Source organism: Pseudoteredinibacter isoporae (assembly GCF_040372805.1).
GTDB classification, from domain to species: Bacteria; Pseudomonadota; Gammaproteobacteria; order Pseudomonadales; family Cellvibrionaceae; genus Pseudoteredinibacter; species Pseudoteredinibacter isoporae_A.
The window spans coordinates 299,554-323,270 of record NZ_BAABWJ010000002.1 but is presented as its reverse complement, the minus strand read 5'-3'; the positions used below and the strand labels follow the sequence as shown (position 1 = coordinate 323,270).

Annotated in this window: 24 protein-coding genes; 8 read left to right on the top strand and 16 right to left on the bottom strand. The window is 50.8% G+C overall.

The window, feature by feature from the left end; all coding sequences use genetic code 11:
- Positions 1-7 precede the first annotated feature (7 nt).
- The 4 genes from lpxK to ABWW03_RS07880 form a co-directional block, all read right to left on the bottom strand.
- Entirely contained in the window at positions 8-1,072 is a 1,065-nt protein-coding gene (gene lpxK, locus ABWW03_RS07895) for a tetraacyldisaccharide 4'-kinase (protein WP_353407509.1), read from the bottom strand.
- Positions 1,072-1,491: an ExbD/TolR family protein gene (locus tag ABWW03_RS07890; RefSeq protein ID WP_353407508.1), complete on the bottom strand. Its 420-nt coding sequence runs from the start codon at positions 1,489-1,491 to the stop codon at positions 1,072-1,074. Before ABWW03_RS07890 ends, lpxK begins: the two co-directional genes overlap by 1 nt.
- Positions 1,491-2,120, bottom strand: a complete 630-nt coding sequence (locus tag ABWW03_RS07885; RefSeq protein WP_353407507.1) for a MotA/TolQ/ExbB proton channel family protein — start codon at positions 2,118-2,120, stop codon at positions 1,491-1,493. Before ABWW03_RS07885 ends, ABWW03_RS07890 begins: the two co-directional genes overlap by 1 nt.
- 227 nt (positions 2,121-2,347) lie before the next feature.
- Positions 2,348-4,876 carry a DNA internalization-related competence protein ComEC/Rec2 gene (locus tag ABWW03_RS07880; protein ID WP_353407505.1) on the bottom strand — a complete coding sequence of 843 codons (2,529 nt, stop codon included), beginning with the start codon at positions 4,874-4,876 and terminating at the stop codon, positions 2,348-2,350.
- 117 nt (positions 4,877-4,993) lie between these two features.
- Between ABWW03_RS07880 and ABWW03_RS07875 the strand changes: the two genes are divergently transcribed.
- Both ABWW03_RS07875 and ABWW03_RS07870 read left to right on the top strand, forming a co-directional pair.
- Positions 4,994-5,449 (top strand): flavodoxin family protein, encoded by a 456-nt coding sequence (locus ABWW03_RS07875; protein WP_353407504.1) that lies wholly within the window; start codon positions 4,994-4,996, stop codon positions 5,447-5,449.
- Positions 5,450-5,515: 66 nt separating this feature from the next.
- A complete protein-coding gene (locus ABWW03_RS07870) occupies positions 5,516-5,839 on the top strand; it encodes a hypothetical protein (RefSeq protein WP_353407503.1) in 324 nt (107 codons plus the stop codon).
- Positions 5,840-5,948: 109 nt separating this feature from the next.
- On the opposite strand, the gene ABWW03_RS07865 is transcribed toward ABWW03_RS07870, so the two are convergent.
- The gene (locus ABWW03_RS07865; RefSeq protein ID WP_353407502.1) at positions 5,949-7,259 is read right to left on the bottom strand and encodes an NAD(P)/FAD-dependent oxidoreductase; all 1,311 of its coding nucleotides are present in this window, start codon (positions 7,257-7,259) and stop codon (positions 5,949-5,951) included.
- A 249-nt stretch (positions 7,260-7,508) separates the two neighbouring features.
- Here ABWW03_RS07865 and ABWW03_RS07860 point away from each other — a divergent pair, with 249 nt between their 5' ends.
- Together ABWW03_RS07860 and ABWW03_RS07855 are read left to right on the top strand one after the other, a co-directional pair.
- Positions 7,509-8,846, top strand: a complete 1,338-nt coding sequence (locus ABWW03_RS07860; protein ID WP_353407500.1) for a glutamine synthetase family protein — start codon at positions 7,509-7,511, stop codon at positions 8,844-8,846.
- A gap of 38 nt (positions 8,847-8,884) precedes the next feature.
- Positions 8,885-9,808, top strand: coding sequence for a hypothetical protein (locus ABWW03_RS07855; protein ID WP_353407499.1), 924 nt, complete (start codon positions 8,885-8,887; stop codon positions 9,806-9,808).
- Between the two features lie 93 nt (positions 9,809-9,901).
- On the opposite strand, the gene yajC is transcribed toward ABWW03_RS07855, so the two are convergent.
- The 5 genes from yajC to ABWW03_RS07830 all read right to left on the bottom strand — a co-directional run bounded on the left by yajC (position 9,902) and on the right by ABWW03_RS07830 (position 14,470).
- The gene (gene yajC, locus ABWW03_RS07850; RefSeq protein WP_353407498.1) at positions 9,902-10,237 is read right to left on the bottom strand and encodes a preprotein translocase subunit YajC; all 336 of its coding nucleotides are present in this window, start codon (positions 10,235-10,237) and stop codon (positions 9,902-9,904) included.
- A gap of 120 nt (positions 10,238-10,357) precedes the next feature.
- Positions 10,358-11,404 (bottom strand): helix-turn-helix domain-containing protein, encoded by a 1,047-nt coding sequence (locus ABWW03_RS07845; RefSeq protein ID WP_353407496.1) that lies wholly within the window; start codon positions 11,402-11,404, stop codon positions 10,358-10,360.
- A gap of 456 nt (positions 11,405-11,860) precedes the next feature.
- Positions 11,861-12,334 carry a thioredoxin-dependent thiol peroxidase gene (gene bcp, locus ABWW03_RS07840; RefSeq protein WP_353407495.1) on the bottom strand — a complete coding sequence of 158 codons (474 nt, stop codon included), beginning with the start codon at positions 12,332-12,334 and terminating at the stop codon, positions 11,861-11,863.
- 196 nt (positions 12,335-12,530) lie between these two features.
- Complete coding sequence (locus ABWW03_RS07835; RefSeq protein ID WP_353407494.1) at positions 12,531-13,514, bottom strand: malate dehydrogenase; 984 nt, start codon at positions 13,512-13,514, stop codon at positions 12,531-12,533.
- Positions 13,515-13,852: 338 nt separating this feature from the next.
- Entirely contained in the window at positions 13,853-14,470 is a 618-nt protein-coding gene (locus ABWW03_RS07830) for a dUTP diphosphatase (protein ID WP_435372748.1), read from the bottom strand.
- Between the two features lie 175 nt (positions 14,471-14,645).
- On the opposite strand from ABWW03_RS07830, the gene ABWW03_RS07825 reads away from it, so the two are divergent.
- Entirely contained in the window at positions 14,646-15,179 is a 534-nt protein-coding gene (locus tag ABWW03_RS07825; protein ID WP_353407491.1) for a phosphatase PAP2 family protein, read from the top strand.
- A gap of 23 nt (positions 15,180-15,202) precedes the next feature.
- Positions 15,203-16,297, top strand: coding sequence for an MJ1255/VC2487 family glycosyltransferase (locus ABWW03_RS07820; RefSeq protein ID WP_353407489.1), 1,095 nt, complete (start codon positions 15,203-15,205; stop codon positions 16,295-16,297).
- A gap of 51 nt (positions 16,298-16,348) precedes the next feature.
- On the opposite strand, the gene ABWW03_RS07815 is transcribed toward ABWW03_RS07820, so the two are convergent.
- The 3 genes from ABWW03_RS07815 to ABWW03_RS07805 form a co-directional block, all read right to left on the bottom strand.
- The gene (locus ABWW03_RS07815; RefSeq protein ID WP_353407488.1) at positions 16,349-17,122 is read right to left on the bottom strand and encodes a TatD family hydrolase; all 774 of its coding nucleotides are present in this window, start codon (positions 17,120-17,122) and stop codon (positions 16,349-16,351) included.
- A gap of 114 nt (positions 17,123-17,236) precedes the next feature.
- A complete protein-coding gene (locus tag ABWW03_RS07810) occupies positions 17,237-17,590 on the bottom strand; it encodes a PilZ domain-containing protein (protein ID WP_166847117.1) in 354 nt (117 codons plus the stop codon).
- A gap of 220 nt (positions 17,591-17,810) precedes the next feature.
- The gene (locus tag ABWW03_RS07805) at positions 17,811-18,818 is read right to left on the bottom strand and encodes a DNA polymerase III subunit delta' (RefSeq protein WP_353407487.1); all 1,008 of its coding nucleotides are present in this window, start codon (positions 18,816-18,818) and stop codon (positions 17,811-17,813) included.
- Positions 18,819-19,088: 270 nt separating this feature from the next.
- Between ABWW03_RS07805 and ABWW03_RS07800 the strand changes: the two genes are divergently transcribed.
- Positions 19,089-20,354 (top strand): autotransporter outer membrane beta-barrel domain-containing protein, encoded by a 1,266-nt coding sequence (locus ABWW03_RS07800; RefSeq protein WP_353407486.1) that lies wholly within the window; start codon positions 19,089-19,091, stop codon positions 20,352-20,354.
- A 118-nt stretch (positions 20,355-20,472) separates the two neighbouring features.
- Positions 20,473-21,105, top strand: a complete 633-nt coding sequence (locus ABWW03_RS07795) for a pseudouridine synthase (protein ID WP_353407484.1) — start codon at positions 20,473-20,475, stop codon at positions 21,103-21,105.
- A gap of 30 nt (positions 21,106-21,135) precedes the next feature.
- Here the strand turns inward: ABWW03_RS07795 and tmk are convergent, their stop codons facing one another.
- Genes tmk through pabC form a run of 3 tightly spaced genes read right to left on the bottom strand, consistent with a single transcriptional unit; the run spans position 21,136 to position 23,712 of the window.
- Positions 21,136-21,759, bottom strand: coding sequence for a dTMP kinase (gene tmk, locus ABWW03_RS07790; RefSeq protein ID WP_353407587.1), 624 nt, complete (start codon positions 21,757-21,759; stop codon positions 21,136-21,138).
- Positions 21,760-21,796: 37 nt separating this feature from the next.
- A complete protein-coding gene (gene mltG, locus ABWW03_RS07785) occupies positions 21,797-22,846 on the bottom strand; it encodes an endolytic transglycosylase MltG (RefSeq protein ID WP_353407482.1) in 1,050 nt (349 codons plus the stop codon).
- Positions 22,847-22,866: 20 nt separating this feature from the next.
- On the bottom strand, positions 22,867-23,712 hold the full coding sequence (gene pabC, locus ABWW03_RS07780) for an aminodeoxychorismate lyase (protein ID WP_353407481.1): 846 nt from the start codon (positions 23,710-23,712) through the stop codon (positions 22,867-22,869).
- Positions 23,713-23,717 lie beyond the last annotated feature (5 nt).

The following is a 23,717-nucleotide window of genomic DNA, read 5'->3' as shown; positions in this document are numbered from 1 at the left end:
CCTTAATTTATTCAGTCGCTTTAAGCTCGGTCAGGCGGGCGAAAAAGCCATCCCAGAACTCGTCCTCGAGTTGTGCGTCGACATCCAATTGCCACCACTGTTCAGTGCCAGGCTGTGTTGCAAGATCCTGGCATTTTACCCCATCTTTGGCTGTCATTAACAAAGGCTTATTATGAGCAAAGGCGAGGCTCTCAGAATTGTACGTTTGATGATCATCAAATGGCCAGGCGTGAAAACGCAAGCCGTAGTGGCTCAGGGTATCGAAAAATCGCTGAGGATTACCAATCCCAGCCATGGCTTGCAGCTCTCCCGTTTTAGCAATCGCCTGCAACTGTGTGGCATCGCAGGGGCGTTGTTCGCCGCTGTGCAGATTGCGCAATCCGCTGGCCCGAAGGCTCATAAACTGAACTTCAGGGGCCTTCTCGGGAAGCGATTCCAAACTGGGATGCAAAGTCCCTTCGCTGCGGTGATTGATCACCACAAAATCAACCTCGGCCAAACGTTCCGGAGGCTCTCGCAATGGGCCTGCCGGCAAGCACCAGCCGTTCCCCAGACCACGGGCACCATCCAAGACGGCAAATTCCATATGCCGGGGCAGGCGGTAATGCTGCAAGCCATCGTCGCTCAAGACAATATCGCACTGATGCAAACTCTGTAGCGTGGCCAACGCCTGGCGACGATCGGCATCAATCACCAGTGGGCAGTCGCATTGCTGAGCGATCAGCAATGGCTCATCGCCACAGTGCGCCACTGGGCTGTCGGGTTTAACGTCATAGGGGTAATGGGGTGCGGTGCTGCCATAGCCTCGTGAAATCACCCCGGGTCGCCAACCTTCCGCTTGCAGCTTGTGTACAAGGGCGATGATCAGAGGTGTTTTGCCAGTACCGCCTACGGCGATATTGCCCACCACCACTACAATGGGTGAATTACTGCTCGGTTGTTGGCTGTGTTGCTCGCGACGTTTGGCGGCGACATGACGAAACAGGGCCGATGCCGGGCGCAGCAAATGCAGGAGACCATGGCCGTTATACCAGGCCTCACTGATGCGCTGGGCCAAACTGGCCTTGGCCATTAAGACTCTCCCGGCGCTTGGGTGGTAATGCTCAGGTTGACAAAACCCAGCTGGCCGGCAACATCCATGGCGGTGACCACGGACTGGTGAGGGGTCTTGGCATCAGCAGTAATGATCAAGGCTTGCTGACGGTTATTCCCGGCGATTTCTTCCAGGGCCAAACGCAATGTGCTGGCCTTGTTATTCACAAGCCCTTTGCCATTAATGCCGTAACTGCCATCAGCGCCAATCACCACAATCAGGGGTTCTTGTACCTGTGGCTGCGCCTCACCACTGGATTCAGGCAGTGTCACGGTTAAATGGGTTTCTTTGGTAAAGGTGGTGGATACCATGAAGAAAATCAGCAGCAGAAACACCACATCGATCAGCGGCGTCAGGTTAACGCTGTCTTCATCGGTTCTCTGGCGACGAAACTTCATTAGCTGGCCTCGCGTACATCAACGCGGCGCTCGCTGTGCAGGGCATCCACCAGTTTGACGGCTTCCTGCTCCATGGTAACCACCAGGGTATCGACGCGACGAGTGTAGAAGCGATGCAGCATCATGGCAGGGATTGCCACACACAGGCCCGCGGCGGTGGTGATCAGCGCTTCGCTGATGCCGCCCGCCAAGGCGCTGGTGTTGCCACTGCCTTCAAGCACAATGGCGGTAAATACTTTGATCATTCCCAGAACGGTACCCAGCAAACCCAGCAGCGGCGCAATAGAGGCAACGGTGCCCAACACGCCAAGGTAGCGCTCCATTTCATGGACAACCTGATTCGCCGCTTCAACGATGGAATCTTTCATTACATCACGACCGTGACGGGAATTACTCAGACCGGCCGCCAGAATACGACCCAGTTCGGAAGATTGCTTGAGTTCGCGCAGACGCTGCCCATCGAGCTGATTGTTTTTAATCCAATTCCACACCTGACCGAGAGTATTCTTGGGGGCGATTTTTTCCGGATTAAGAGTCCAATAGCGCTCAATACTGATGGCAATTACCGCAATGGAACACAAAATTAAAATACCCATTACCCAACCGCCGGCAACGACAATCTCTAGCACGAAGCTCTCCTCAATGGTTCTTTGTTACAGCCCTGCTCTCACTGCCCTGTCCTCACCGCAATTCGGTGACTCATCTGCTGATTATTTAAGCATGCATGATGACTGCTTTCAGATGGACGCGCAGGCCCCAAAAAGCGCCACTTTAGCACAGCTGATGCGCGGCTGTGGAGTCTTGTCATTGTGACGGGTTTAGTGTTTTCACCTGTGCAGCCAAGCCTTTTGCAGGGCTAGTCCTTGTGATGCCAATATCGCGGCTGTTGCTGACGGCTTTTGAGCAGCCGTTTCAACACCATTTGCCCCAGCTTGTTACGTTCGTAGCGCAACTGGATAGCACCGTCACGCCCTGTATCCAGTTGCACACTGAAGGGGTAGCGGCGCAACACCTTGGGACTGGGGTGCCCGTAGGCGTTTTGCCAGGCGGTACTGCTGATGACCATCGCCGGGCGTGTGCAATCGGCCCAGGCTTTATGAGAGGAGCTGTGGCTGCCGTGGTGAGCGAGCAATAAAACATCCAGCGCGCAAAGTTTCGATGTCATCGACACATCGTTGAGGATCTGTTGTTCGGCCCAGCGTTCGATGTCACCAGGCAATAGCAAGCGGAGCTGTTCATATTGAATCAGTAAGACACAGGAGCGATTATTGTTTTTGGTGGCGGTCGAATGCTGTTCAATGATCGGGGCTGGCCACAACCACTCGAACTGAATGCCCTGCCATTGCCAAGCCTTGCCCTTAACACAGACCTGACTCTCGCTCACAGACAGCCCTTCGACTTGATCCTGAATAGTTTGCAAATATTGCGACTCAGACCACAATGTGCCGACCGTGAATTGTTCCAGCACACTGTTCAGTCCACCGGAATGATCAGAGTCACCATGGGAAACAATCAGATGATCCAACTCTCGTATTCCTCGCCCCCGCAAAAATGGCGCCACCACACGCGCACCGGCATTGTGCTCTGCACTGTAACGCGGCCCCACATCATAGAGGACCGCCCGCGAACCTTTTTCAATCAGAACCGCCAAACCCTGTCCCACATCTACGATGGTCAACTGCAAAGCCTCCGCTTTTGGTTGCACGAGTGAAGAGGGAAAACACAAACACAGCAGAGGCAACATACACAACAAACGCCCATGAAACCCTTTGGGTAACCAAAACAATAATGCCGCGAGCAGCATCAACAATATGGGCCCGACGCTGACAGGAATCGCAGGCCACCACAGTGCGACTTGTGTCGAATTGGAAGCAATCCCGAAGTAGGCATCGAGGTAGTCACTGACATCAACAAGCAGGCGATCCCGCATCGCAAGCAGGCTTTGCAAGTAACGCCACAAAATATCCATGGCTCCGTCAGCCCAATGCAATGGCCAGTGCCAGTCGAGACCCAGCAGCCAACTCAAACAAAACAGCAACAACAAAGGCATGATCACAAAACTGAGCCAGGGAATCGCCAAAAGATTAGCCGGCAAAGAAAGGCTGCCACTGGGCAGCTGCAAGCTATACAAAACGATACCCAGAAAACTCGCCAGCAACCATTGGGAACGGAACAGTTGCCAACCGTAAGTCGCCATTCCTCCGGGCGGTTTTCGATAACAGCGGTAACCATAGATTAAAGCCGCCACCGCCGCGAACGATAAACAACCACCTGCCTGCTCCAACGCCCAGGGGTCGAAAAATAATAACAACAGCAACACGATCGACAACACTCGCCACGGAACCAACGGCCGAGCCATCATGGCGGCCAGTAAAAACAGCCACAACATCAATAGTGCACGCTGAGTGGGCAAACTGAAATCAGCAAGCCAGGCATACGCGACCGCCGTCAGCCCTCCGCCCCAGAGGGCGACGGTTTGCGCACTCGGCACAGCCTCGGAAAACAGTTGGGCGCCGCGCCCGGCCAAACCTGAGATCAACATTCCCAAGGCCGCCGACAAACCAATATGCAAACCCGAAATGGCAAGCAGGTGTCCAGTACCGGTCTGTTGCAGCAGGGACCAGTGTTCCGCGTTCAAGTCGCGTCGATCACCCAACAATAGACCTTTTAATAAAGGCCCATGCTTGAGCTTTATATTGTCCACATCAAGGGAAAGCTGCTCTCGCAGGCCATACCGTGCAGAACCGTTGACGCTGTGTAAGGTTTTGACGTACCCAGTGGCAATGATGGATTGGCTGAGCATTCGGGCCTGAAAATCCTGCGCACCAAAATTATGCAGCCCTCGAGGGGCCTTGAGTTTGATGTCCGCTGTGAGTGTTCGTCCGGCGTGCAGACCGAGTTCACTTTGCAGTTGCTTGAATGTTTTCGCATTCGCGTCCGGAGAGAGAAGGTAACGCTGAGCCGTGGATCTATAGAGCCGCAAACGAATACGTTTGCCGTTTACGTGTTTCCATACCGTGTCCGCACCCTGCTGCCCTCCAGCAAACGCCAGCGATGTGATACGTGCATCAAACCGCCAGGCTTTATCACTGGCCATCGGTTCGCGCTCAATTTGGATGTGCAGACGCAATGTGCGCCCGTCCAATTCTGAAGGCCATTGTGCTTGTAGGGAAAGATCTGCCCTCAACAGGAACAGGGAGAAAGCAGCCAAGCCGGCCGCCAAGCATCGCACACTCGTACGACACACTGACGGTTTCATTTTTGCACTGCCAAACAACAGCAACACTGACAGAAGCAGCAACAAACCCAACATGCCTACCGACGGCATAGATGGCATATACGTCGCGATACAAATACCCCCGAGTAAAGCCATCAGCTGTCGCATGCCTTGCTCTCCTGTTGTGACCCGCAACTGTTGTGCAAACGGAGAATTATCGCGCGCTCACGGGACACACCAAGCAGCCAATGGCATTAAACCGTCGAAGAGGTTTACAATGTGGGCATGGCAAAACTACTGATCATCTATCACAGCCAAACCGGCAATACCGAACAACTGGCTCTCGCGGCCCAGCGTGGTGCCGCCAAAGAACGGGATTGCGAGCTGCGTGTGAAACGAGCTTTCGATGCCAAGCTGGAAGATCTGTTGTGGTGTGATGGGGTTCTATTCGGCAGCCCGGAAAACTTTGGCTATATGTGTGGCGCCATTAAAGACTTTTTTGATCGCACCTTTTATCCTGCCGAACCCTATGAACTGAATCTTCCCTATGGTTTGCTGGTGTCTGCTGGCAATGATGGCAGTGGCGCCGTTCGCGAGATGGATCGAATTCTCTGCGGCTACCCAATGAAAAAAGTGCTACCCGATTTAATTGCCAAGGGAGAAATTCAAAACGCGCATTTGCAACAGGCCGAAGAGAACGGCGAAGCTTTCGCCAGTGGCTTATGCATGGGTATCTTTTAAAGTTTCAAACGACCGGCACGTTCTTTGCGTATAAACCTCCAGTCTTGCAATGTACAGGAGAGTGTTATGCGCTTTAATAAACATATGATTGATTTATTGCGGGAAATTCGCCGTCGGGTGCCCAGCCATCAAAAACCCTCCATCAAGCTGGCGAATCCAGAACTGATTGATGAATTGTTTCTCGCTTACGAGCAAAGCCGGGACAGTATCTGCCAGCTGCTTATCCGGGAATTTATCGAACAAAACCGCTCGCTCGGCAAACCGCTGCGCGAGAACCCAAGCACCCAACACGGAATCATCATGGAGAAAGAAGCCCGTGCAGTTGAGGCGACCGCTGAAAAAGTGGCACGGCCCAAACGGGTTTACCGGGGCCAAGTCGTTGAAGCGTAATCGGGGAAGACAGAAAAGTCGGTGAAAAGAAAAGCACTGAATTGGAACAAACTGCTGCATTTAAGGGCATAGGCACAGGGCGACCCTCATCGTCCTGTGCCTCACGAACTTACAATTTATCCATCAAACTGTAGAACAGCATTCCCGCAACCAAACCCGGCCAACGCAATAACGTGCCACCCGGGAAACTGTGTGTCGGGACATTCGCCATCACGTCAAAACGTTCCGCCGTGCCGGATACGGCTTCGGCCAGTAATTTACCCCCCATTACGGCCGTCGGCACGCCATGCCCGGAATAGCCCTGAGCAAATAGAATATTGGGTTGTAAGCGGCCAAAGTGTGGCATGCGATTCAGAGTAATGGCCAAGGTGCCGCCCCAGCCGTAATCGATCTGAGTATGCTCCAACTGAGGATAAATACGCAGCATATATTTGCGCACAAAGTTCTTAATGTCAGCCGGGAATTGGCTACTGTAGTTTTCACCGCCGCCAAAAATCAAACGTTTGTCACCACTGAGTTTCCAATAGTTGATCACAAACAGAGTGTCGGCCACCGCGGTATCGTCTCGAATCAACTCCTGTGCCAACGCATCCGACAGCGGTTCGGTGGCCAGTACAAAATTATTGATGGGCATGATCTTGCCCGCCATTTTTGATTCGAGTTTGCCCAAATAGCCGTTACACCCCATCACCAGATACTTGGCTTTCACATGCCCGATCTTCTGGCCATCCGCTTCACAATGAATGGTGAGAGTGTCTTGACCTTCGTAATGACTGACACGGCTTTTCTCGAAAATCTGCACACCCGCTTCACGACAAGCTCGCGCCAGGCCCAATGCAAAATTCAGCGGGTGCAAATGCAGGGATCGTTGATCCAACTGTCCACCGTGAAAACCGGCAGAACCCACCATTTGGGATACTTCATGTTTATCTACATAACGGCAGTCTTGATAATCGTATTCATCACGCAGCAGAGCAACATCGTCCTGCATCCAGGCCGCATGTTTTGCCTTTGAGGCCACGTGCAAGATCCCTTTCTTCAGGTCACAATCAATGTTGTGCTCAGCCACCAACTGAGCCACGGTATCCACGGCTTCGAGACTGTACTGCCATAATTCAGCCGCACGCTGTTTGCCCACCAGGGCTTCGAGCTCTTCCTGATCTTTACGCTGCCCCACACCACAGTGGCCACCGTTTCGACCAGACGCTCCCCAACCCACGCGTTCGGCTTCCAGCAGCGCGACCTTATACCCTTTTTTGGCCAGATGCAGTGCGGCGCTCAGGCCGGTATAACCCCCGCCAATCACGCACACATCGGCCGCTACCTCACCCTCAATCTGAGGGTGCTCCTGAGCACCGATAGCCGTCGCTGAGTAGTAAGAAGGCTCGTAACCAAGGGTGTTGGCGTCTTGCTGAGTCATAGCAGTACCTCTATCAAATGCACTTTTTGATTCAATGCGCTGTCTGCGGTTGAACATGGTAGCTGATACGCCAGAAGGTGTATCGGGCCAGGTTTTTATAACTTTTTGAATAATTGCTCAATAATTACTTGAATGATAATTCGGGTTTTTGCAATAATCAAGACTCAGCCCATTTAGGGCTAGGCGCAGCTGGCTCGAAAAGTCCTGTGCTTCACGCTATATTGCTTAAAATTCCAATAACGGTGATTTATGCCAGAGCTAAATGAATGGTTTACTCAACACAAGGTTGAGGATGTCGAGTGTCTAATCCCGGATATGACCGGGAATGCCCGGGGTAAACTGATCCCGGTGAAGAAGTTTTTTCAGGAAGAGTCCCGTCTTCCCGAGAGCATCATGGTCCAATGTATCGACGGCGGCTTCACCGAAGAGCACGACGATTTGCTCGGCAGCGGCATCGATGGCGATATGTTCCTGAAACCGGATCTCGATACCGTGCGACTGGTGCCCTGGTCCAACACACCAAGCGCCCAGATTATTCACGACTGCTATACCAAAGAAGGGGAACCTCACCCTCTGGCCCCGCGCAATGTACTCAAACGCGTTCTCAAGCTCTATGAAAACAAAGGCTGGCAACCGATTCTGGCTCCGGAAGCGGAATTTTACTTCGTTAAACAAAACAACGACCCCGGCGATAAAATCGAGCCTGCCACTGGCCGTACCGGTCATGACGGTTTTGCCCGTCAGCCCTACTCCATCGATGCCCTGAATGAATTCGAACACATCATTGATGAGATGTACGATTACTGCGACATTCTGAACCTGGATGTCGATACGTTGATTCACGAATCTGGTGCGGCGCAATTTGAAATCAACTTTTTGCACGGCGACCCACTGAACCTGGCCGACCAGGTATTTATGTTTAAACGTGCCGTGCGCGAGGTGGCGATCAAACATGGTTTGTATGCCACCTTTATGGCCAAGCCTATGGAAAACGAACCCGGCAGTGCCATGCACATCCACCAGAGCTTTATCGACAAAGCCAGTGGACGAAATATTTTTATTGATGATAACGACAAGCCCAATGAACGCTTCCTGCACTATATTGGTGGCTTGAGAAAATACACCCCTTCTTGTATTTCCATGTATGCACCGAACGTAAATTCCTATCGCCGCTTTACCAAAGACATCTCCGCACCGGTGAATATGCTGTGGGGCTTTGATAACCGCACCACGGGTATTCGTGTGCCGGACAGCTCCCCGAAAAATACTCGTGTGGAAAACCGTTTCCCGGGAATGGACGCTAACCCGTATCTTTCTATCGCCGCCAGTCTGGCTTGTGGTTATCTGGGCATCAAGAATAAAATCGACCCCGGCGAGCCCTTTGCAGACGATGCTTATGAAGAAGGCATCGACGTTGCTCGTAGTCTGCAAACGGCCATTGGTCTGCTGCGCGACTGCCCGGAAGTTGCCGAAGTGATGGGCCCGGAATTTATCAAGGCCTATTGCGCGGTGAAAGAAGAGGAATACGAAGCCTTTAATAAGGTAATCAGTTCCTGGGAGCGTGAGTACCTGCTGCTCAACGTGTAAGCGAACCCCCTGCCCTTTTGGCCATGGAGATCAGAACGATGTTTACGGATGCCCATGCACCGCAAACCATCGTTCTGACAGAACACAATAACAGCGATGAAACCATGACTGAGCGAGTAAATTATATTGATCTAATTAAGCACAAACCCCTGCTGGCTGGGCTGAGTGCATTCCAACTGTTTAAATATTTAATCTACACCCTGCTGACTTACAATCTTTACTTGTTTGTCCTTGAAGACACCGGCTCCATTCCCGGCGCCTACCCGGAAGGTGTGAACACCGATAATTTTGTTGAAATATATTCGGCCAGTATCGATACCGCATCCTGGGTGCTGCTCCTGCTGATTTTTGAGTTGGAAACGGCGATTCTCAGCGACGAACGTCTCAAAAGCTGGCAAGGCTATCTATTGAGTGCGATTAAAGCGGTTTGCTACGCCGTCATCTGCTACGCGTTCTACGGTTATCTGAGTAAGTACTTTTCGGTAACCAACGTGGTTGACATAAGCATCAGCAATGCCTGTTCCCTCAGTGGCCAGGGCTGGTCGCTGATTCAATCTCTGAATGAGTACCCAGCACTCACTGGCGAAAACTGCGCCAGCCTTGAGGCTCCACTGCAAAAGCTCAATAACACTCAAATTGTAGGCGATTCCCGCAGTATTGGGCTGCTCCACAATCTTGCTATGGTCGATGTACTGAACGCCGGTGCCTGGATTGTACTGGTTGCCCTTCTTCAGCTGGAGGTTATCCTGCAACTTCTACAGAGCCTCAGCGAAGGCTTTCTGCGCAGCAGCAAGTACATCAAAGCCGTCCTGTATTTGATGTTGCTGGGCGCGGCAATTTACTGGTGGATAGACGGTTCCTTTCTGGATTTCTGGGACGCGTTTTTATGGCTGATCGCCTTTATCTTCATCGACCTGAACATTCTGGACTGGCATGAAGAAACGCAGGAACAAGGAACCTAACAACCTCTAAACACGGCCCTTTTAAAGGGCAAAAAAAAGCCCGGTATAAACCGGGCTTTTTTGTCTGTGTTACAACACCTAAGTGTCCAACACTTAAATCTGCTTGATGGTGCCTTTAGGCAATACCGCATGCAGGGCCACTTTCTGGAATTTCAATTCCTGGCCATTGCCGCAATCCAGTACCAGGTAGCTCTCGTCAACCTGAACCACTTTGCCCAACAAACCGGAGTTCATCACAACCTCGTCACCCTTGGCAACAGACTCAGTTAACTGCTGATGCTCCTTTTGGCGCTTGCGCTGGGGACGGATGATAAACAGGTACATGAAAATAAACAGACCACCAAACATCAGCATGGTCACGATAGGATCACTACCGGGGGCTGGTGCAGCGCCTGACTGGGCCATGGCGGAAGGAATAAAAAAGCTCATTTAGCGTTCTCCAACGATTCGTTCGGAGGCGAACTCTAACCTGTTTGGGAGAAAGGGGCAATACGCCCGCCTCAGGGCGGGCATTAAGGAACAAAGCCTGACCTAAGTCAGGCTTTACAATCAGGCGTAATCGCGGAACAGTTTTCTGAACGTGCTCGGAGACAAACCAGTCCAACGCTTAAAGGCATTGGTAAAACTGGTGCGGTCGGAAAAATCCAAGGACGAGGAAATACTGTCGATACTGTCCTGACCGCGAATCAAATACTCAATTGCAAAATGAAAACGTACCTGATCACGAATATCAGCAAAACACAGATCTTGCTGCTGCAAACGGCGCTGCAGGGTTCGTTTGGATAAATTCAGGGTTTCGGCAATATGGTCTATACCCAAAGGCTGAGTACCGATTCGTTCAACTAAAATCTCGACGACACGATTCGGGATACCATACAACTGGGGCAAAGCTGCCCGCTCCATATATTCCCTTAAACCACTGACGCCATCCGTAGCGAAATGCTCGAGGTCGAGAGAACCTCCAGCGGGTTGCACATTGCGAAGCTCGATCATACGGGCCACTCCTTCTGCCATGAGTTTTAAAGTTTCGCGGTCCAGTTCACCGGGCTCGACTTCAGAAGTTGACGACGAGAGAAACAACAAAACTCCGAAATCCTTCTCTCCAACTTTCACTGAGGCAGCGAAATATTGTCTCGTTGGTATATATTCCTCACCTGAACCGGTGGTCATCGTAACCTGTTCTGCGCTTAAATTTCCAGCACTGATTTCACTATTTTGAAGCGCAAGCCCAACATTTTCTAACCATTTTTCGGTATTTTCGACGGTTTCACACATCGTGGGCATACCATCGCTTTGCGCAAGGGAACGTGGGCGTGTTGGGTTAAGTACCTTATAGAAACCCGCCTCTTCCATCGAAAACATTTCACAGCCGGCAAGCAAATAACTCTTCCACAAGTCTTCCTGACTGAGTGAAGGATTCGTAAATTGATGATGCAAAAAGCGCAGACGATCACTGAAAGCGTTGAAGTCGTAACGCGAAATGTCGCGCAGCAGTCGTTCGGTTTGTTCTTGGGGAGACTCATTAAAGCCAGCCGCTGAAAGGGTTGGCTGTACGGCCAGGGATGGTGTGTTCTTATTGCTTTGAAAATCTGCCATTGGGTCCCGCTTATAAGTTACATCTATACCGGCGAGCCGGCCCTGGAATCTAATTGCGATTGCTTGATCACCTCGCGGTATCGACATCCCCCATCGATACCGATAATCCGTTGCTACGGAATTACCGAACAAGGTATTTATTGAGTTTTCCTGATATAGCCTCATGCTTGAAAGCATAGACGATACCAAGTTAACGAATTCCCTCACTATGATCCGTTGGCGTCTGGATAACTAGCCTCCCTGACGCCAAGCAGTTGTTTTATATGCCAAAAATCGAGTTTTGTTGAGATTATCAGAATTTTTTGTGTTTCTAAATAAAAACTGTCCTACAAAAGTCAAACTTTTGACTGTCATGTCACCCTAAAATTAGTTAGGACGCAAAGACAACATAAAAATGCCGCCCTTCCTAAAAAGCGAATCCTAGCTAACTTTTTGATTAGGCGACGAACGTGATGCTTATGCCAACTCATCCAAGGCTGCCAACACATCCTCATGGTGGGTTTTGGTTTTGAATTTATCCAAAATGACTTTGAGGCGTCCGTCCTTACCGATAATGAAGCTGGTGCGAATCAAGCCCATGAATTCTTTGCCCATAAACTTCTTCATGCCCCAAACACCGTACTTATCGGCAATGGCATGATCTTCGTCAGACAATAAATCGAAGTTCAATTCATGTTTGTCGATAAAGCGCTGTAACTTCGCTTCCGGATCCGGACTCACTCCGAGTACAACGCAGTCTCTGGCTTTTAACTCGGCAGGAATATCGCGCAGTGCACAGGCCTGAGTGGTGCAACCGGGTGTCAGGGCCTTAGGGTAGAAGTACAACAGAACATTGGCCTTATCACGGAAGTCTTTCAGACTGACTTTCTTGCCATTTTGATTCGTTAAAGTGAAGGCCGGGGCCATGTTGCCAATCTTTGGGTGTGCCATGAAAAGTCCTCTCCGCTGGGCTCACAATCATATTGCTGGGGCAACATTGTCAATATTGACCAAAGAAACACAAGTCTTTCTTGAACAGAAACTTACCTTGGCTGCATGAAAATGCGAATTAGTGAAGTATTCTAGGAATTGCAGGCATAAAAAAACGCGGCATAGCCGCGTTTTTAACAGACCGCTCACACTGCGATTATGCAGGCAACAAATCTTTCACCGCGTCACGCTCTTCAGCCAACTCAGTTTCAGTGGCGGACATTTTTGCGCGAGAGAAATCGTTGATGTCCAGACCTTGAACAATTTCCCAGTCGCCGTCTTTACAAACACAAGGGTAAGAGTAGATCAAACCTTCCTGGATGCCGTAGCTTCCATCGCTGTATACGCCCATGCTTACCCAATCGCCTTCGGCAGTACCCAACGCCCAGTCACGCATGTGAAAAATCGCAGCGTTTGCCGCGGAAGCCGCAGAAGAAGCACCACGTGCATCAATAATCGCAGCACCACGCTTTTGAACGGTAGGAATAAAATCGTTCTCGTACCAATCCTGATCAACCAGATCCATCGCATTCGCACCATCAACTTTGGTCACGTGAATGTCAGGGTACTGAGTGGATGAGTGGTTACCCCAAATGGTCATGTGGGTAATGTCGTTGATGCTCTTGCCCGCTTTCTGAGCCAGCTGAGTCAAAGCACGGTTGTGATCCAAGCGTGTCATGGCCGTGAACTGACGTGGGTTAATGTCAGGTGCATTACGCTGAGCAATCAGGGCATTGGTGTTCGCAGGGTTACCTACCACCAATACTTTAATGTCACGAGAGGCGTGATCGTTGATGGCCTTACCTTGTACAGAGAAGATCGCGGCATTGGCTTCGAGCAGATCTTTACGCTCCATGCCTGGACCACGTGGACGCGCACCAACCAACAGAGCGAAGTCAGCGTCTTTGAAGGCAACGTTTGGATCGTCGGTACAAACCATACCGGCCAACAGAGGGAAGGCACAGTCGTCCAGCTCCATGGCAACACCTTTCAGGGCATTCAACGCCGGGGTAATTTCCAGCATTTGCAGAATAACAGGCTGGTCTTTGCCCAACATTTCGCCAGCAGCGATACGGAACAAAAGAGAGTAGCTAATTTGACCGGCGGCTCCGGTTACAGCAACGCGTACAGGTGCTTTCACAGTATATCTCCGTGCAGTTTGGTAGGTGCTAGAGCCCCGCCCTGCCGCCTGCGATTTCGCCTGCGTCAGCACCGGGCCAGAATTCTTGGCAGTATCGGGGATTTGAGCCCGGATAAAGCGCGGCAATTATAGTGATTTAACGGCGAAATTGCATCAATAAGAACGATTCTTGGCACTTGATCGCCAAGCCTTGAGCTTGGATCAAACAAAGATGATTAAAAAAGCGCCAATTCGAATAAAAAAGCCGTGAATCGGCCCCAGTGTACTGAGCTTGCACACTCGGGCCAACTGAACTTTAGTCGTGCCCGAGAGGAACATTCCCTGGCAGCGAAGAAGGTTTAACCCTGCTCGTAGCGAGCTTGCAAGGCCTGATAGAGTTCATCAGCAAAACTCGCCGAGCTACTGTCGAGAGACTGGACCAGCTCCACCAAGTGTTCATTGTCTTCGCGACCCGCCCACAGCTTGCGGTAGCTGCCGTCTTTGTAGCCATTGTCCTGACGGAAGAAATTCAATACGTTTTTACCGACATAACTGCGATATAAACCTTCAGTATCCAATTCCACCCCTTCTAGCAGGGTCATAAAGCTATCAATAGGAAAGCGCTTTTCGCTCAATACTGTGGCGGTAAAACTTTCCAAAGCCACTGGGAAGTTGTCCGGACGACTTGCCCCGGCCTGCATTTGCTCGGCCAATTGCGCCGCTAAGGCATCTTTATCGTCATGACTCATCAGCAACATGCTCAAGCCGAAATGCCAGATATCAATCAACTCCAATCGAACCTGCTCAATATCAGGGCTTTGCTTCTTCCACCATTTCCAACCGTAGTGATCAAGCAATTCTCCACACTCGATCCAAATGGCTCGATACCATTCAAAGTTCTGTGCCCGCCAATCGTCGTTGACCTTACGGTTCATGTTGTCTTGGAGGTCCAACATTATGCGCAACTGCTGCTGCAATTTCTGGCTCATGCCCTGCCCTTATTCATCAGCATTGAAAAAGGGCAGTCTACCACAAGCCAAGCACTGAGATTGAGTACCAGACGCTGTGCAAGTTTCATACAACTGTCACTTAACTCACACCCAACTGACATATTTGCCCCCTAGACTCAGCAAAAACTAGGAGAAGAAGAATATGGCCTCACCTATCAGTGCCGGACAACAAATTCTCGCCAGTATTCATCAATTCGACGTCGCTGCCTTCTACTGGTGTCTGCGCCGCAAGCATCGACAACTGCTGATCCAGGGCAGCTATTGGGTGTCCAAATCCGCCGACGGCCCTCTCTACGCTCTGTTTGGGCTTGTGCTGCTTGTGCAAGGCTTGAATCATTTTTTCCTGTTACTGGCCGCGGGTTTTATGATGGAGCGCGGCCTCTATTATGTTCTTAAAAATTATTTCAAACGCAATCGCCCACCCGCGGCACTGCCCGACTTTCAGAGCGTCGTTCAGCCCTCGGATCAATTCAGCTTTCCTTCGGGTCACACCTCGGCCGCTTTTTTGATGGCCGCCATGTTGTCGAGCTTTTACCCGGCACTGGCACCCATTCTTTATATTTGGGCCATGATGGTGGGCAGTTCGCGAGTCATGCTGGGCGTGCACTTCCCTACCGATATCGTCGCGGGCGCCAGTTTGGGTCACGGTATTGCACTGTTGATTTTAAGTTACTAATTAACGAACAGGTTACACACTGAATGAACATTCTTTACGGGGTACAAGCGACCGGAAATGGTCATATTTCCCGCGCCCACGCCATGGCAAAACATTTGCCATTGGAAAACACACACTATGTGTTCACAGGTCGTAAGCGGGAAGATTTTTTTGACATGAATACATTTGGCAACTGGGAATGTTTGGCTGGTTTGTCGTTTGCCTTTAAAAACGGAAAGATCAGTAACCTTCATACCTTACGTCAAAATCAATGGCGACAATTTATAAAAGACGTCTACAGCATGCGCAAGCGTTTAGACGATTACGACGTGGTTGTCAGCGACTTTGAACCCGTGTGCGCCTGGGCCGCCAAACTGGCCGGTAAGCCTTGCATCGGCATCGGGCATCAATACGCATTCGATCATGCGGTACCTAAAGCCGGTAATGATTTTCTGTCCCGTAAAATTATGCAGAATTTTGCTCCTGTCAGTATCGGTTTGGGGCTGCATTGGCATCACTTTGAGCAGATCATACTGCCACCGATTGTAGATATTCACGAAGTCGGCGAATCAAAACCATCTGAAAAACCGTTGATTCTTGTGTATCTGGGGTTTGAGTCTCAGGAAGATGTCATTCGCCTGCTGGCGCCTTTCAGTGACTATCACTTTGCGATTTACGGGCCTTTCAATGGATCCTGTGACATCGCACACCTGGAATTCAAACCCGCCTCAAGAGAGGGCTTTCATCAAGACTTGCATCGTTGTAACGGCGTGATATGCAATGCCGGTTTTGAACTGGCCAGTGAGGCCATTAGCCTGGGCAAAAAGTTATTGGTAAAACCCCTGCTCGGCCAAACGGAACAGGAATCCAATGCGCGGGCACTGTATGAATTGGATTTGGGCATGACCATGGAAACTCTGCAACGACCCAGCGTAGATGCCTGGTTACAGTGGGATAAACAACAACAGGTGCATTACCCGGACGTGGCTCAGCATATTGTTGAATGGTTACAAGCCGGAAACTGGAATGACTGCCAGGCCTTAAGTGAAACCTTATGGCAAAAAACCCAGGCCGACGGCAACCCACACTTCAACACGCTCGACATCAATGCCAACGATTCTCTGTTGGAATGCGCTTAAAAACAAATGAAGGGCGGGCGCTCTAGTGGCCTGGTGTAGCGCCCGATACCTTCAAGCCGCCTTGTGAAATAAGCGGTGAAAGTTGCTCCCGGTCGCGTGCAACAAGTCTTCATAGGAAACGCCTTTTAAGTCGGCAATAAACTCTGCAACTTCTCTAACATAGGCCGGTTGATTGGGCTTACCTCGATAAGGAACCGGGGCAAGATACGGTGAATCGGTTTCCACCAACAAACGCTCAAGCGGAATGTTTTTACACACATCACGCAACTCATCCGCATTTCGGAATGTCACAATGCCTGATATGGAGATGTAATAGTTCATGTCCAAAGCTTTTGAAGCCATGTCCCAATTTTCAGTAAAGCAATGCAAAACACCCGCCTGCTCTAAATCGCCGTGATTGCGAATGAGATCGAGGGTATCCTCGCGGGCATCCCGCGTATGTACAATGACGGGTAACTCAGCCTTGGCTGCCGCTTCCAAATGCAAAACGAAGCTTTCCTGCTGCAGGCTTTTTTGTTCGACACTGTAATAGTAGTCGAGGCCAGTTTCCCCCAGCGCCACCACTTTTTTATGCGTTGACCACGCCACCAAATCTTCAACGGTGGCCAAACCGGTTTCCACATCCAATGGGTGAACCCCTACTGACGCGTAAACTTGTTCATAGCGATCGGCAATGTCGGTGACGGCCTCCCGGTTTTCAGTGCTGATACCCACACAAAGCATTTTTTCAACACCACGATCCAAAGCAAATTGAACGGTGCTGTCGAGGTTTTCACCGTCTTTGTATTTCAAACGATCAAGGTGGCAATGGGAATCTATTAACACAACGGTATCTCTAAGTAGGTATGGCAACGCTGATCGGTAAGCAACGTTTAGCCTGTTCTAAAATGAAAACGGCCCAATCGGCAAGCCGATTGGGCCGCAAAAATAAGGCCGAGGTTACATGGTATGGGTAGGACGATCTGAATCCAATGAGCCCGCCAGATAATTCTCGATTTTGTTCAAGGCCACATTGTCGTGGTCACTGAATTGCACACCAATACCAGCGGCACGGTTGCTCTGAGCTCCTTTTGGGGTGAGCCAAACCACTTTACCCGCAACCGGGATCTTTTCCGGTTCATCCATCAGGTTGAGCAGCATGAACACCTCATCGCCCAACTGATACTGTTTGCTGGTTGGGATAAACAAGCCGCCATGCTCAATAAACGGCATATAGGCCGCGTAAAGTACCGCTTTATCTTTAATCGTCAGGGATAATATCCCATTACGAGCGCTTCCACCCATGCCCGCCATATTGATTTCCTTTTTCTGGTCTTCTCACGAAGACAGCTTGCTGTTTTTTACTCAGCGTTTTGGGCGGGGCTTTCTCACCTCACCATCATCTTGCGTATAAGCTGTAATATAGCTGCCTCAAGGCCAGGGTTCAATATTATGACAGGCTAATTGAGGCTAAATGCCCGAAATTAAAGGGCTTTACACAGCATCAGGGCCTTTGAGTCGAGTGAGTTCAATGTTAAATGGCCGGGCGCATCGGCTTACGTGATGCCATCATCGCCTGCCAGTCCATCGCGATTTCTTCGAGCAATAATTGCTGGTTTGGATTGGCGCCGCTCAGCAACTGAGCTTTAGACTTGAGTAGCTTGTCATAGAGCCGAAAACGCAGCTTCACCCCCACGCTCTGCAACACGGTCATCAAAGCCTGCTCGTCTTCCATTTGCTGCATAGTTTCGGGCTGGGCTTCCTGTCGACTGGCGGACTGTAGCCAAGTCAATAAAGCTTCAATCAACAGCAGAGGTTCAGCGTCCATCCAACGGCTGGCCGCCTGAAGCGAAAACATCTGTCCATTGGCCATGTCATGCAGGTCTTTAGCAAAGGCCAAACGGGCTTCCAGGCGCCCTTCATCCAGTAGATCCCGAGCAGCCAATGGTGCGCCGCCACACATGTTCAGCAGCGCTTCCGGCTGATGCTCTCCGCACAAAGGGGTCAACCAGCGACTCGCATCGGATAAGGCTGGCACCGCAAAAGCAACTGCCTGACAACGACTGCGAATGGTGGCCATCAAACGATTAGGGGCATCGCTGATCAAAATAATCAGGGTTTTGGCACTGGGCTCTTCCAGGTTCTTCAACAAGGCGTTGGCCGCATTGATGTTCATGGCTTCCGCCGGCGCCAGGATGGCGACTTTATAGCCCCCCTGCTGAGAGGTTTGACCAAGAAAATGATTGAGCTTGCGCACTTGATCAATTTTGATGGCTTTACCGCTCTCTTCTGGAGCAACATTCTGCAGGTCGGGGTGAGTCCCCGCCTTAATCAACTCACAGGATTTGCATTGGCCACAGGCCGCGTCACTTTGGGGCGTCAAACACAGAACGAATTCCGCCAGGCACTGCGCAAGGTGGCGCTTACCTACACCAGCCGTGCCATTAAACAGTAAGCCGTGGGGTAACTGCGCCTGCTGAAAACGCGCCAGCAAAGATTGCCAGGTCTTCTGCTGCCAGGGATAAGGAAGTGTTGCGGACACCAAAACCTCTTGAAATTCTCTGTGATTATTCAGCGACATTATGCCAGATCGCCCTCGACTCCACACCATTGGGGTATGACCGGAACATCCGTCTCATGAAGCGGCAAGCAAACTAACCATTTATGGCTAAGCCAATACCCAAGATTGGCAGCCAGAGCATCCTCCAAAATTGGAATTGTGGTCACTTCTAGGGATGTTTCGCCTATACCCGACAAAGCTAATATTCCGTAAAACCTGATAAGCCGTGGGGCATAGATAGTGAGTACAAAAATGCACAGCAAAATTTGCAAGGACCTTCCCAAATTCACCTTCTTCGGAACCTGTTTAAGCATCGCAATGGCGCCTCATTACGCCAATGCGGGGACAACAGATTTTCAGGATTATTTCTTCAATGTCTGTCAGCAACAATCTCCCAACGAAGTTGACGATCGCCTGCCAGGCTTGTGTTTTAACGTGCCTGCGCTGCCCGGTGATTTATCAACCGACAGTGAAGCGTCCCTGAACCCAAGCCAGATGCTCAGCAGCAACGACGCTGCACTGGGTTTCGCCCGCGCAAACGCTCGCCTGCAAAGAGAACGTAAACAAAACCCCAAAGGCGGTAGCAGTGGCAGTGAGACTCCTATTGGTCCATTCAGCTTCTGGGTGAACGCTCGAGGCCAGCAGGAAGATTCCAAACGAGCGGCAAGCTTTGGCACTGAACGGGGCTATGACTCCGATGGCCGCGCTTTCGAACTCGGCATCGATTATCGTGTGAACGACCGTCTGGTTATCGGTGCTCTGTATGCCTATGAAGACAGTGAGCTGGATTTTCTCGGTGAACTGCCAGGTATTAATTTTGCGCCAGGCAACTCAGCGGGCAGCAAAGACAGCAAACAGTCGGCGCTCAGTTTTTTTGCCAGTGCGGATCTGAATGAAAACTGGTATCTGCAGGCCGGAGCAGGCTTTAGCCGTAGCGATAATGATTTCTCCCGCAATTCCCTGTATCAGGAAGCCAGCCGCAGCCTCCCCACCATCAGCTCCCGCACAGCCGGCAGCGCCGACGGGGAAAGCCAGTGGTTCAGTATCAACAGTGGTTACAGCTTCTACGCCGATCAGTGGACTTTCACCCCTTATCTCGCTTTGCTCTGGGCAAACTCCGAGGTTGATGGCTTCAGTGAGCGTGATCTCAGCGGCACTGGCTTGAATATGCGCTTTTCAAAAATGGAACGTGACTCTCAAATCGGCAACTTGGGTATTAATGTCAGCGCTGTTTTCAATCAGGACTTCGGAGTGTTAATCCCCCAACTGAGGCTTGAATACGAAAAAGAATTTGACCGGGACCCGCAACTCATGAGCGCCAGCTTCGTGCAAGACAGCAGCAATACGCTCTATCAATTCGCCGGGGAAAGTCCGGACGACAGCTATATCAATATGGGACTCAGTCTGACCGCAATCCTGCCTCACGGCTGGATGCCTTATGTCGAGTATCAATGGCAGGGAAGCAACAGCAGTTTTGATCGTTCTCAGTGGATGCTGGGGGTTCGCAAGGAACTTTAAGCACGCTCCCAAGGCCTCGAATAACGTCGCCCTAATACAAGCGAAGGTAAGACGAAACACTATTGCCTTCGCTCGGCCAAATCCTTAGTATGCCGCTGATTTCTTCAGGAACAGCGGCATGCAAGACATCGCAATTGTCTATCAAGATCAGCACTTACTGGCGGTAAACAAACCCCCGGGCTTGTTGTCTGTGCCGGGTCGCGGACCGGATAAACAGGACTGCCTGATCAATCGCATTCTGCCCGCCTACCCCAATGCTCGCATTGTCCATCGGCTGGATATGGCAACCTCAGGTTTGCTGTTGATTCCACTCAGTCATGAATCTCAAGTGGCTCTGGGCCAGCAGTTTGAACAGCGCACCATGGACAAACAATATTGCGCACTTGTAGAAGGAAAAGTGGACCCCAAGGAACAGCAAATTGACTTGCCTCTGATCTGTGACTGGCCGAACAGGCCCTTGCAAATGGTGGATCATGAAAATGGGAAGCCCGCACAAACAAGGCTTGAGTACGTATCCTATGATGCCGACATCCATTGCAGCCGCGTAACGCTCAAACCTCTTACCGGCCGTTCACACCAACTGCGGGTTCATATGCAGGCCATCGGCCATCCGATTCTGGGAGATGAGTTTTATGCTCCCGAAGCGGTTAAACAAAAGTCCCCTCGCCTATGCCTGCATGCGGAATGGCTCACTCTTCAACACCCGGTCACCAAACACACATTGGACTTGCACTGCCCCGCTGATTTTTGATTGCGCACGCAAAGCGCCCCTTGAAAATACTTAGGGCAGCAGCAGCGTCAGTTGGCGATGAATATCCTGCTGAACGCTATCAAGTGTCTGGCCCGCATTGATCACAAAGTAGCGTTTGGGTTGTTGCTCTGCGCGGCTGAGATAACAAGCCCGAACACGCTCAAAAAATTCTAGGTGCTCAGACTCAAAACGATCCGCTTCACTGCGCTTACTGGCGCGCTCCAATCCCAATTCCACATCCACATCGAGAATAAACGTGGCATCGGGCTGCAACTGTCCTTGTACCATGGATTCCAGCTGCGCAATAGTTTGCATTGATAGGCCTCGGCCGGCGCCTTGATAAGCATAGGTGGCATCGGTAAAACGGTCACACAAGACCCATGCGCCTCGCATCAAACTTGGAATGATCAAGCTTTGCAAATGTTGTGCTCGGGCAGCAAACATCATCAATAACTCTGCGGTTTCATCCACTTTTTCTTCACGTTTGCTCAACAGAAGCTCGCGTAACTCTTCAGCCAACGGGGTACCACCCGGCTCTCGAGTGCAAACCACCTCAATCCCTTTTGCCTCCAGCGTGTCACGGATAAAATTCATATTCGAGGTTTTTCCAACCCCTTCTGTGCCTTCAACCGTAATAAATAAGCCCGGCTTCATGGTTTGCATGTGTTGTTCCTTATGGCTCCCTCAATCGTCATGGGGCCGAACGATAATTGGATTTTCTGTTTTCAATTTGGTATTCACGAACAGCGCGATTGTGCTGATCCAGCGTCGCTGAAAATTGATGGCTGCCATCACCTTTGGCCACAAAAAATAAATTGCTGCTGTCGTCTGGGTGCAGAGCGGCGTAAATCGAACGTTCTGCCACCAAGGCAATCGGTGTTAGTGGCAAGCCTTTAATCACGTAGGTGTTATAAGGTGTCGCTTCACGTAGATCCTTTCTGCGAATATTGCCTTTATAGCGCTCGCCCATACCGTAAATCACGGTAGGATCGGTCTGCAAACGCATGTTTTTCTGCAGTCGGCGTACAAACACACCCGCGATCATTTCGCGCTCGCTATCCTTGGCCGTTTCTTTTTCAATAATCGACGCCATAATCAAAGCTTCTTGGGGATTACGATAAGGCAAACCCGTCGCTTTTTTATCCCACTCACGCTCCAGAATGTCCATCAGTTTGCGATGGGCACGCTTCAAAATCGCCACATCACTTTCACCGTCCTGATAGCGATACGTATCTGGAAAAAAATACCCTTCCGGGTGGGCTATCTCGATACCCAGCTTTTGCTTTTGTTCATCCCAGCTAAGACCTTTAAGCTCAGCCTTAATATTGGCTTTGCTGTGAAGATAATCAAGTGCTTGCTGATAACGCCAACCTTCCAATAATGTTATATGGTATTGCACAACATCATCGCTGCGCAGCTTGGTCAGCAAACTCAAGGAATTAAGACTGGAATCCAGTAGAAATTCTCCACGACGTATACCGCTCTGCTCGGTTAAACGCGCGTAGAGACGCAACAGCCTTGCTGAAGGGATGATGCCCTGCTGCTCCAGGTCTCGACTGACACTGGCCAAGCTGGCACCCGCGGGCACTTTATATAACAGCTCGCCGCTTGGGAGATCGAGATTGCGTTGTAATTGTTGACTGACCCACAAGCCAAGGCCAACCATCACGCAACACATTAAGACAATTGCTGCCAAAAAACCAATGATGTAACGCCGCCAAGGGCCCAATGCATCCAACATACTTCAGTTTCCAAATACACTCAGCTCAGTGTAAACCGTTCAAGGTAAATCTGCGATAGATATTCCGAAGCGTCCAGGTGTTGCCAATAGCGTGTACTCTCTTGAAAATTCTCGCTCCCAGAGAGCTGCTTCACAAGCTGAATTCCTTGCACCGAATTAGCAAGACACAAAGCATCTGCACGGTACAAGGTGGCGACATCGATATCGGCAACGGTAACCGCTCCAGCCTCCAGCAACACGGCACGCACCACACCCGCCACGCCAGATTCCCGTAAATTGGGGGTTAGCCAGTTCCCATTTTGCAAAATGAACACATTGCTGCTGATGGCTTCAATCACGCGCTTATCGGTGTCCAGCAAGATGGCATCATCACAGTCCGTCGAGAGCTGCTGTCGAGCTAACACCTGCTCCAGCCGATTGCCATGTTTCAGCCCGGCAAGTAAGGGCTGCTGCGCCAAGGCAACGGGACTGATCTCCAAGGATTTCGGCGCGGTGGTTTGATCAACAGGGTCCGCAGAAAAAGCCAAAGTAATTAAATTGCTTGGCCCTTGAACGACGCCATAACCCCGCTGACTCTCACCACGACTCAATTGAAATTTAATGATGGCTTCGCTTTGCCCCCACTCGGAAAGCTGTTGGCACAACCGAGCGTATTCCGCGCTCAATAGAGCCTCAGGGTATTCGATGCCCAAGCGTAAACAACCTAGCTGCAAACGCTCAAGGTGATAAGACCATAACGGGCAATGGCCATGATAAAAACGGGACGTTTCAAACAGGGAATCGCCAAATTGAAAGCCGCGATCGAACAGACTGAGCTGCTCGGTATCGCGGCCATTGACGCGGCATATCAGCGCTGATTGCGACATACCAA

Coding starts and splice junctions, on each gene's coding strand:
- tmk (WP_353407587.1), bottom strand. CDS start 21,759: ATGAAGCCGGGCTTATTTATTACGGTTGAAGGCACAGAAGGGGTTGGA.
- ABWW03_RS07865 (WP_353407502.1), bottom strand. CDS start 7,259: ATGACTCAGCAAGACGCCAACACCCTTGGTTACGAGCCTTCTTACTAC.
- mltG (WP_353407482.1), bottom strand. CDS start 22,846: ATGTTGGATGCATTGGGCCCTTGGCGGCGTTACATCATTGGTTTTTTG.
- ABWW03_RS07800 (WP_353407486.1), top strand. CDS start 19,089: ATGCACAGCAAAATTTGCAAGGACCTTCCCAAATTCACCTTCTTCGGA.
- ABWW03_RS07810 (WP_166847117.1), bottom strand. CDS start 17,590: ATGGCGGGCATGGGTGGAAGCGCTCGTAATGGGATATTATCCCTGACG.
- lpxK (WP_353407509.1), bottom strand. CDS start 1,072: ATGGCCAAGGCCAGTTTGGCCCAGCGCATCAGTGAGGCCTGGTATAAC.
- ABWW03_RS07870 (WP_353407503.1), top strand. CDS start 5,516: ATGCGCTTTAATAAACATATGATTGATTTATTGCGGGAAATTCGCCGT.
- ABWW03_RS07825 (WP_353407491.1), top strand. CDS start 14,646: ATGGCCTCACCTATCAGTGCCGGACAACAAATTCTCGCCAGTATTCAT.
- ABWW03_RS07855 (WP_353407499.1), top strand. CDS start 8,885: ATGTTTACGGATGCCCATGCACCGCAAACCATCGTTCTGACAGAACAC.
- ABWW03_RS07875 (WP_353407504.1), top strand. CDS start 4,994: ATGGCAAAACTACTGATCATCTATCACAGCCAAACCGGCAATACCGAA.
- ABWW03_RS07795 (WP_353407484.1), top strand. CDS start 20,473: ATGCAAGACATCGCAATTGTCTATCAAGATCAGCACTTACTGGCGGTA.
- bcp (WP_353407495.1), bottom strand. CDS start 12,334: ATGGCACACCCAAAGATTGGCAACATGGCCCCGGCCTTCACTTTAACG.
- ABWW03_RS07845 (WP_353407496.1), bottom strand. CDS start 11,404: ATGGCAGATTTTCAAAGCAATAAGAACACACCATCCCTGGCCGTACAG.
- yajC (WP_353407498.1), bottom strand. CDS start 10,237: ATGAGCTTTTTTATTCCTTCCGCCATGGCCCAGTCAGGCGCTGCACCA.
- ABWW03_RS07820 (WP_353407489.1), top strand. CDS start 15,203: ATGAACATTCTTTACGGGGTACAAGCGACCGGAAATGGTCATATTTCC.
- ABWW03_RS07860 (WP_353407500.1), top strand. CDS start 7,509: ATGCCAGAGCTAAATGAATGGTTTACTCAACACAAGGTTGAGGATGTC.
- pabC (WP_353407481.1), bottom strand. CDS start 23,712: ATGTCGCAATCAGCGCTGATATGCCGCGTCAATGGCCGCGATACCGAG.
- ABWW03_RS07890 (WP_353407508.1), bottom strand. CDS start 1,491: ATGAAGTTTCGTCGCCAGAGAACCGATGAAGACAGCGTTAACCTGACG.
- ABWW03_RS07880 (WP_353407505.1), bottom strand. CDS start 4,876: ATGCGACAGCTGATGGCTTTACTCGGGGGTATTTGTATCGCGACGTAT.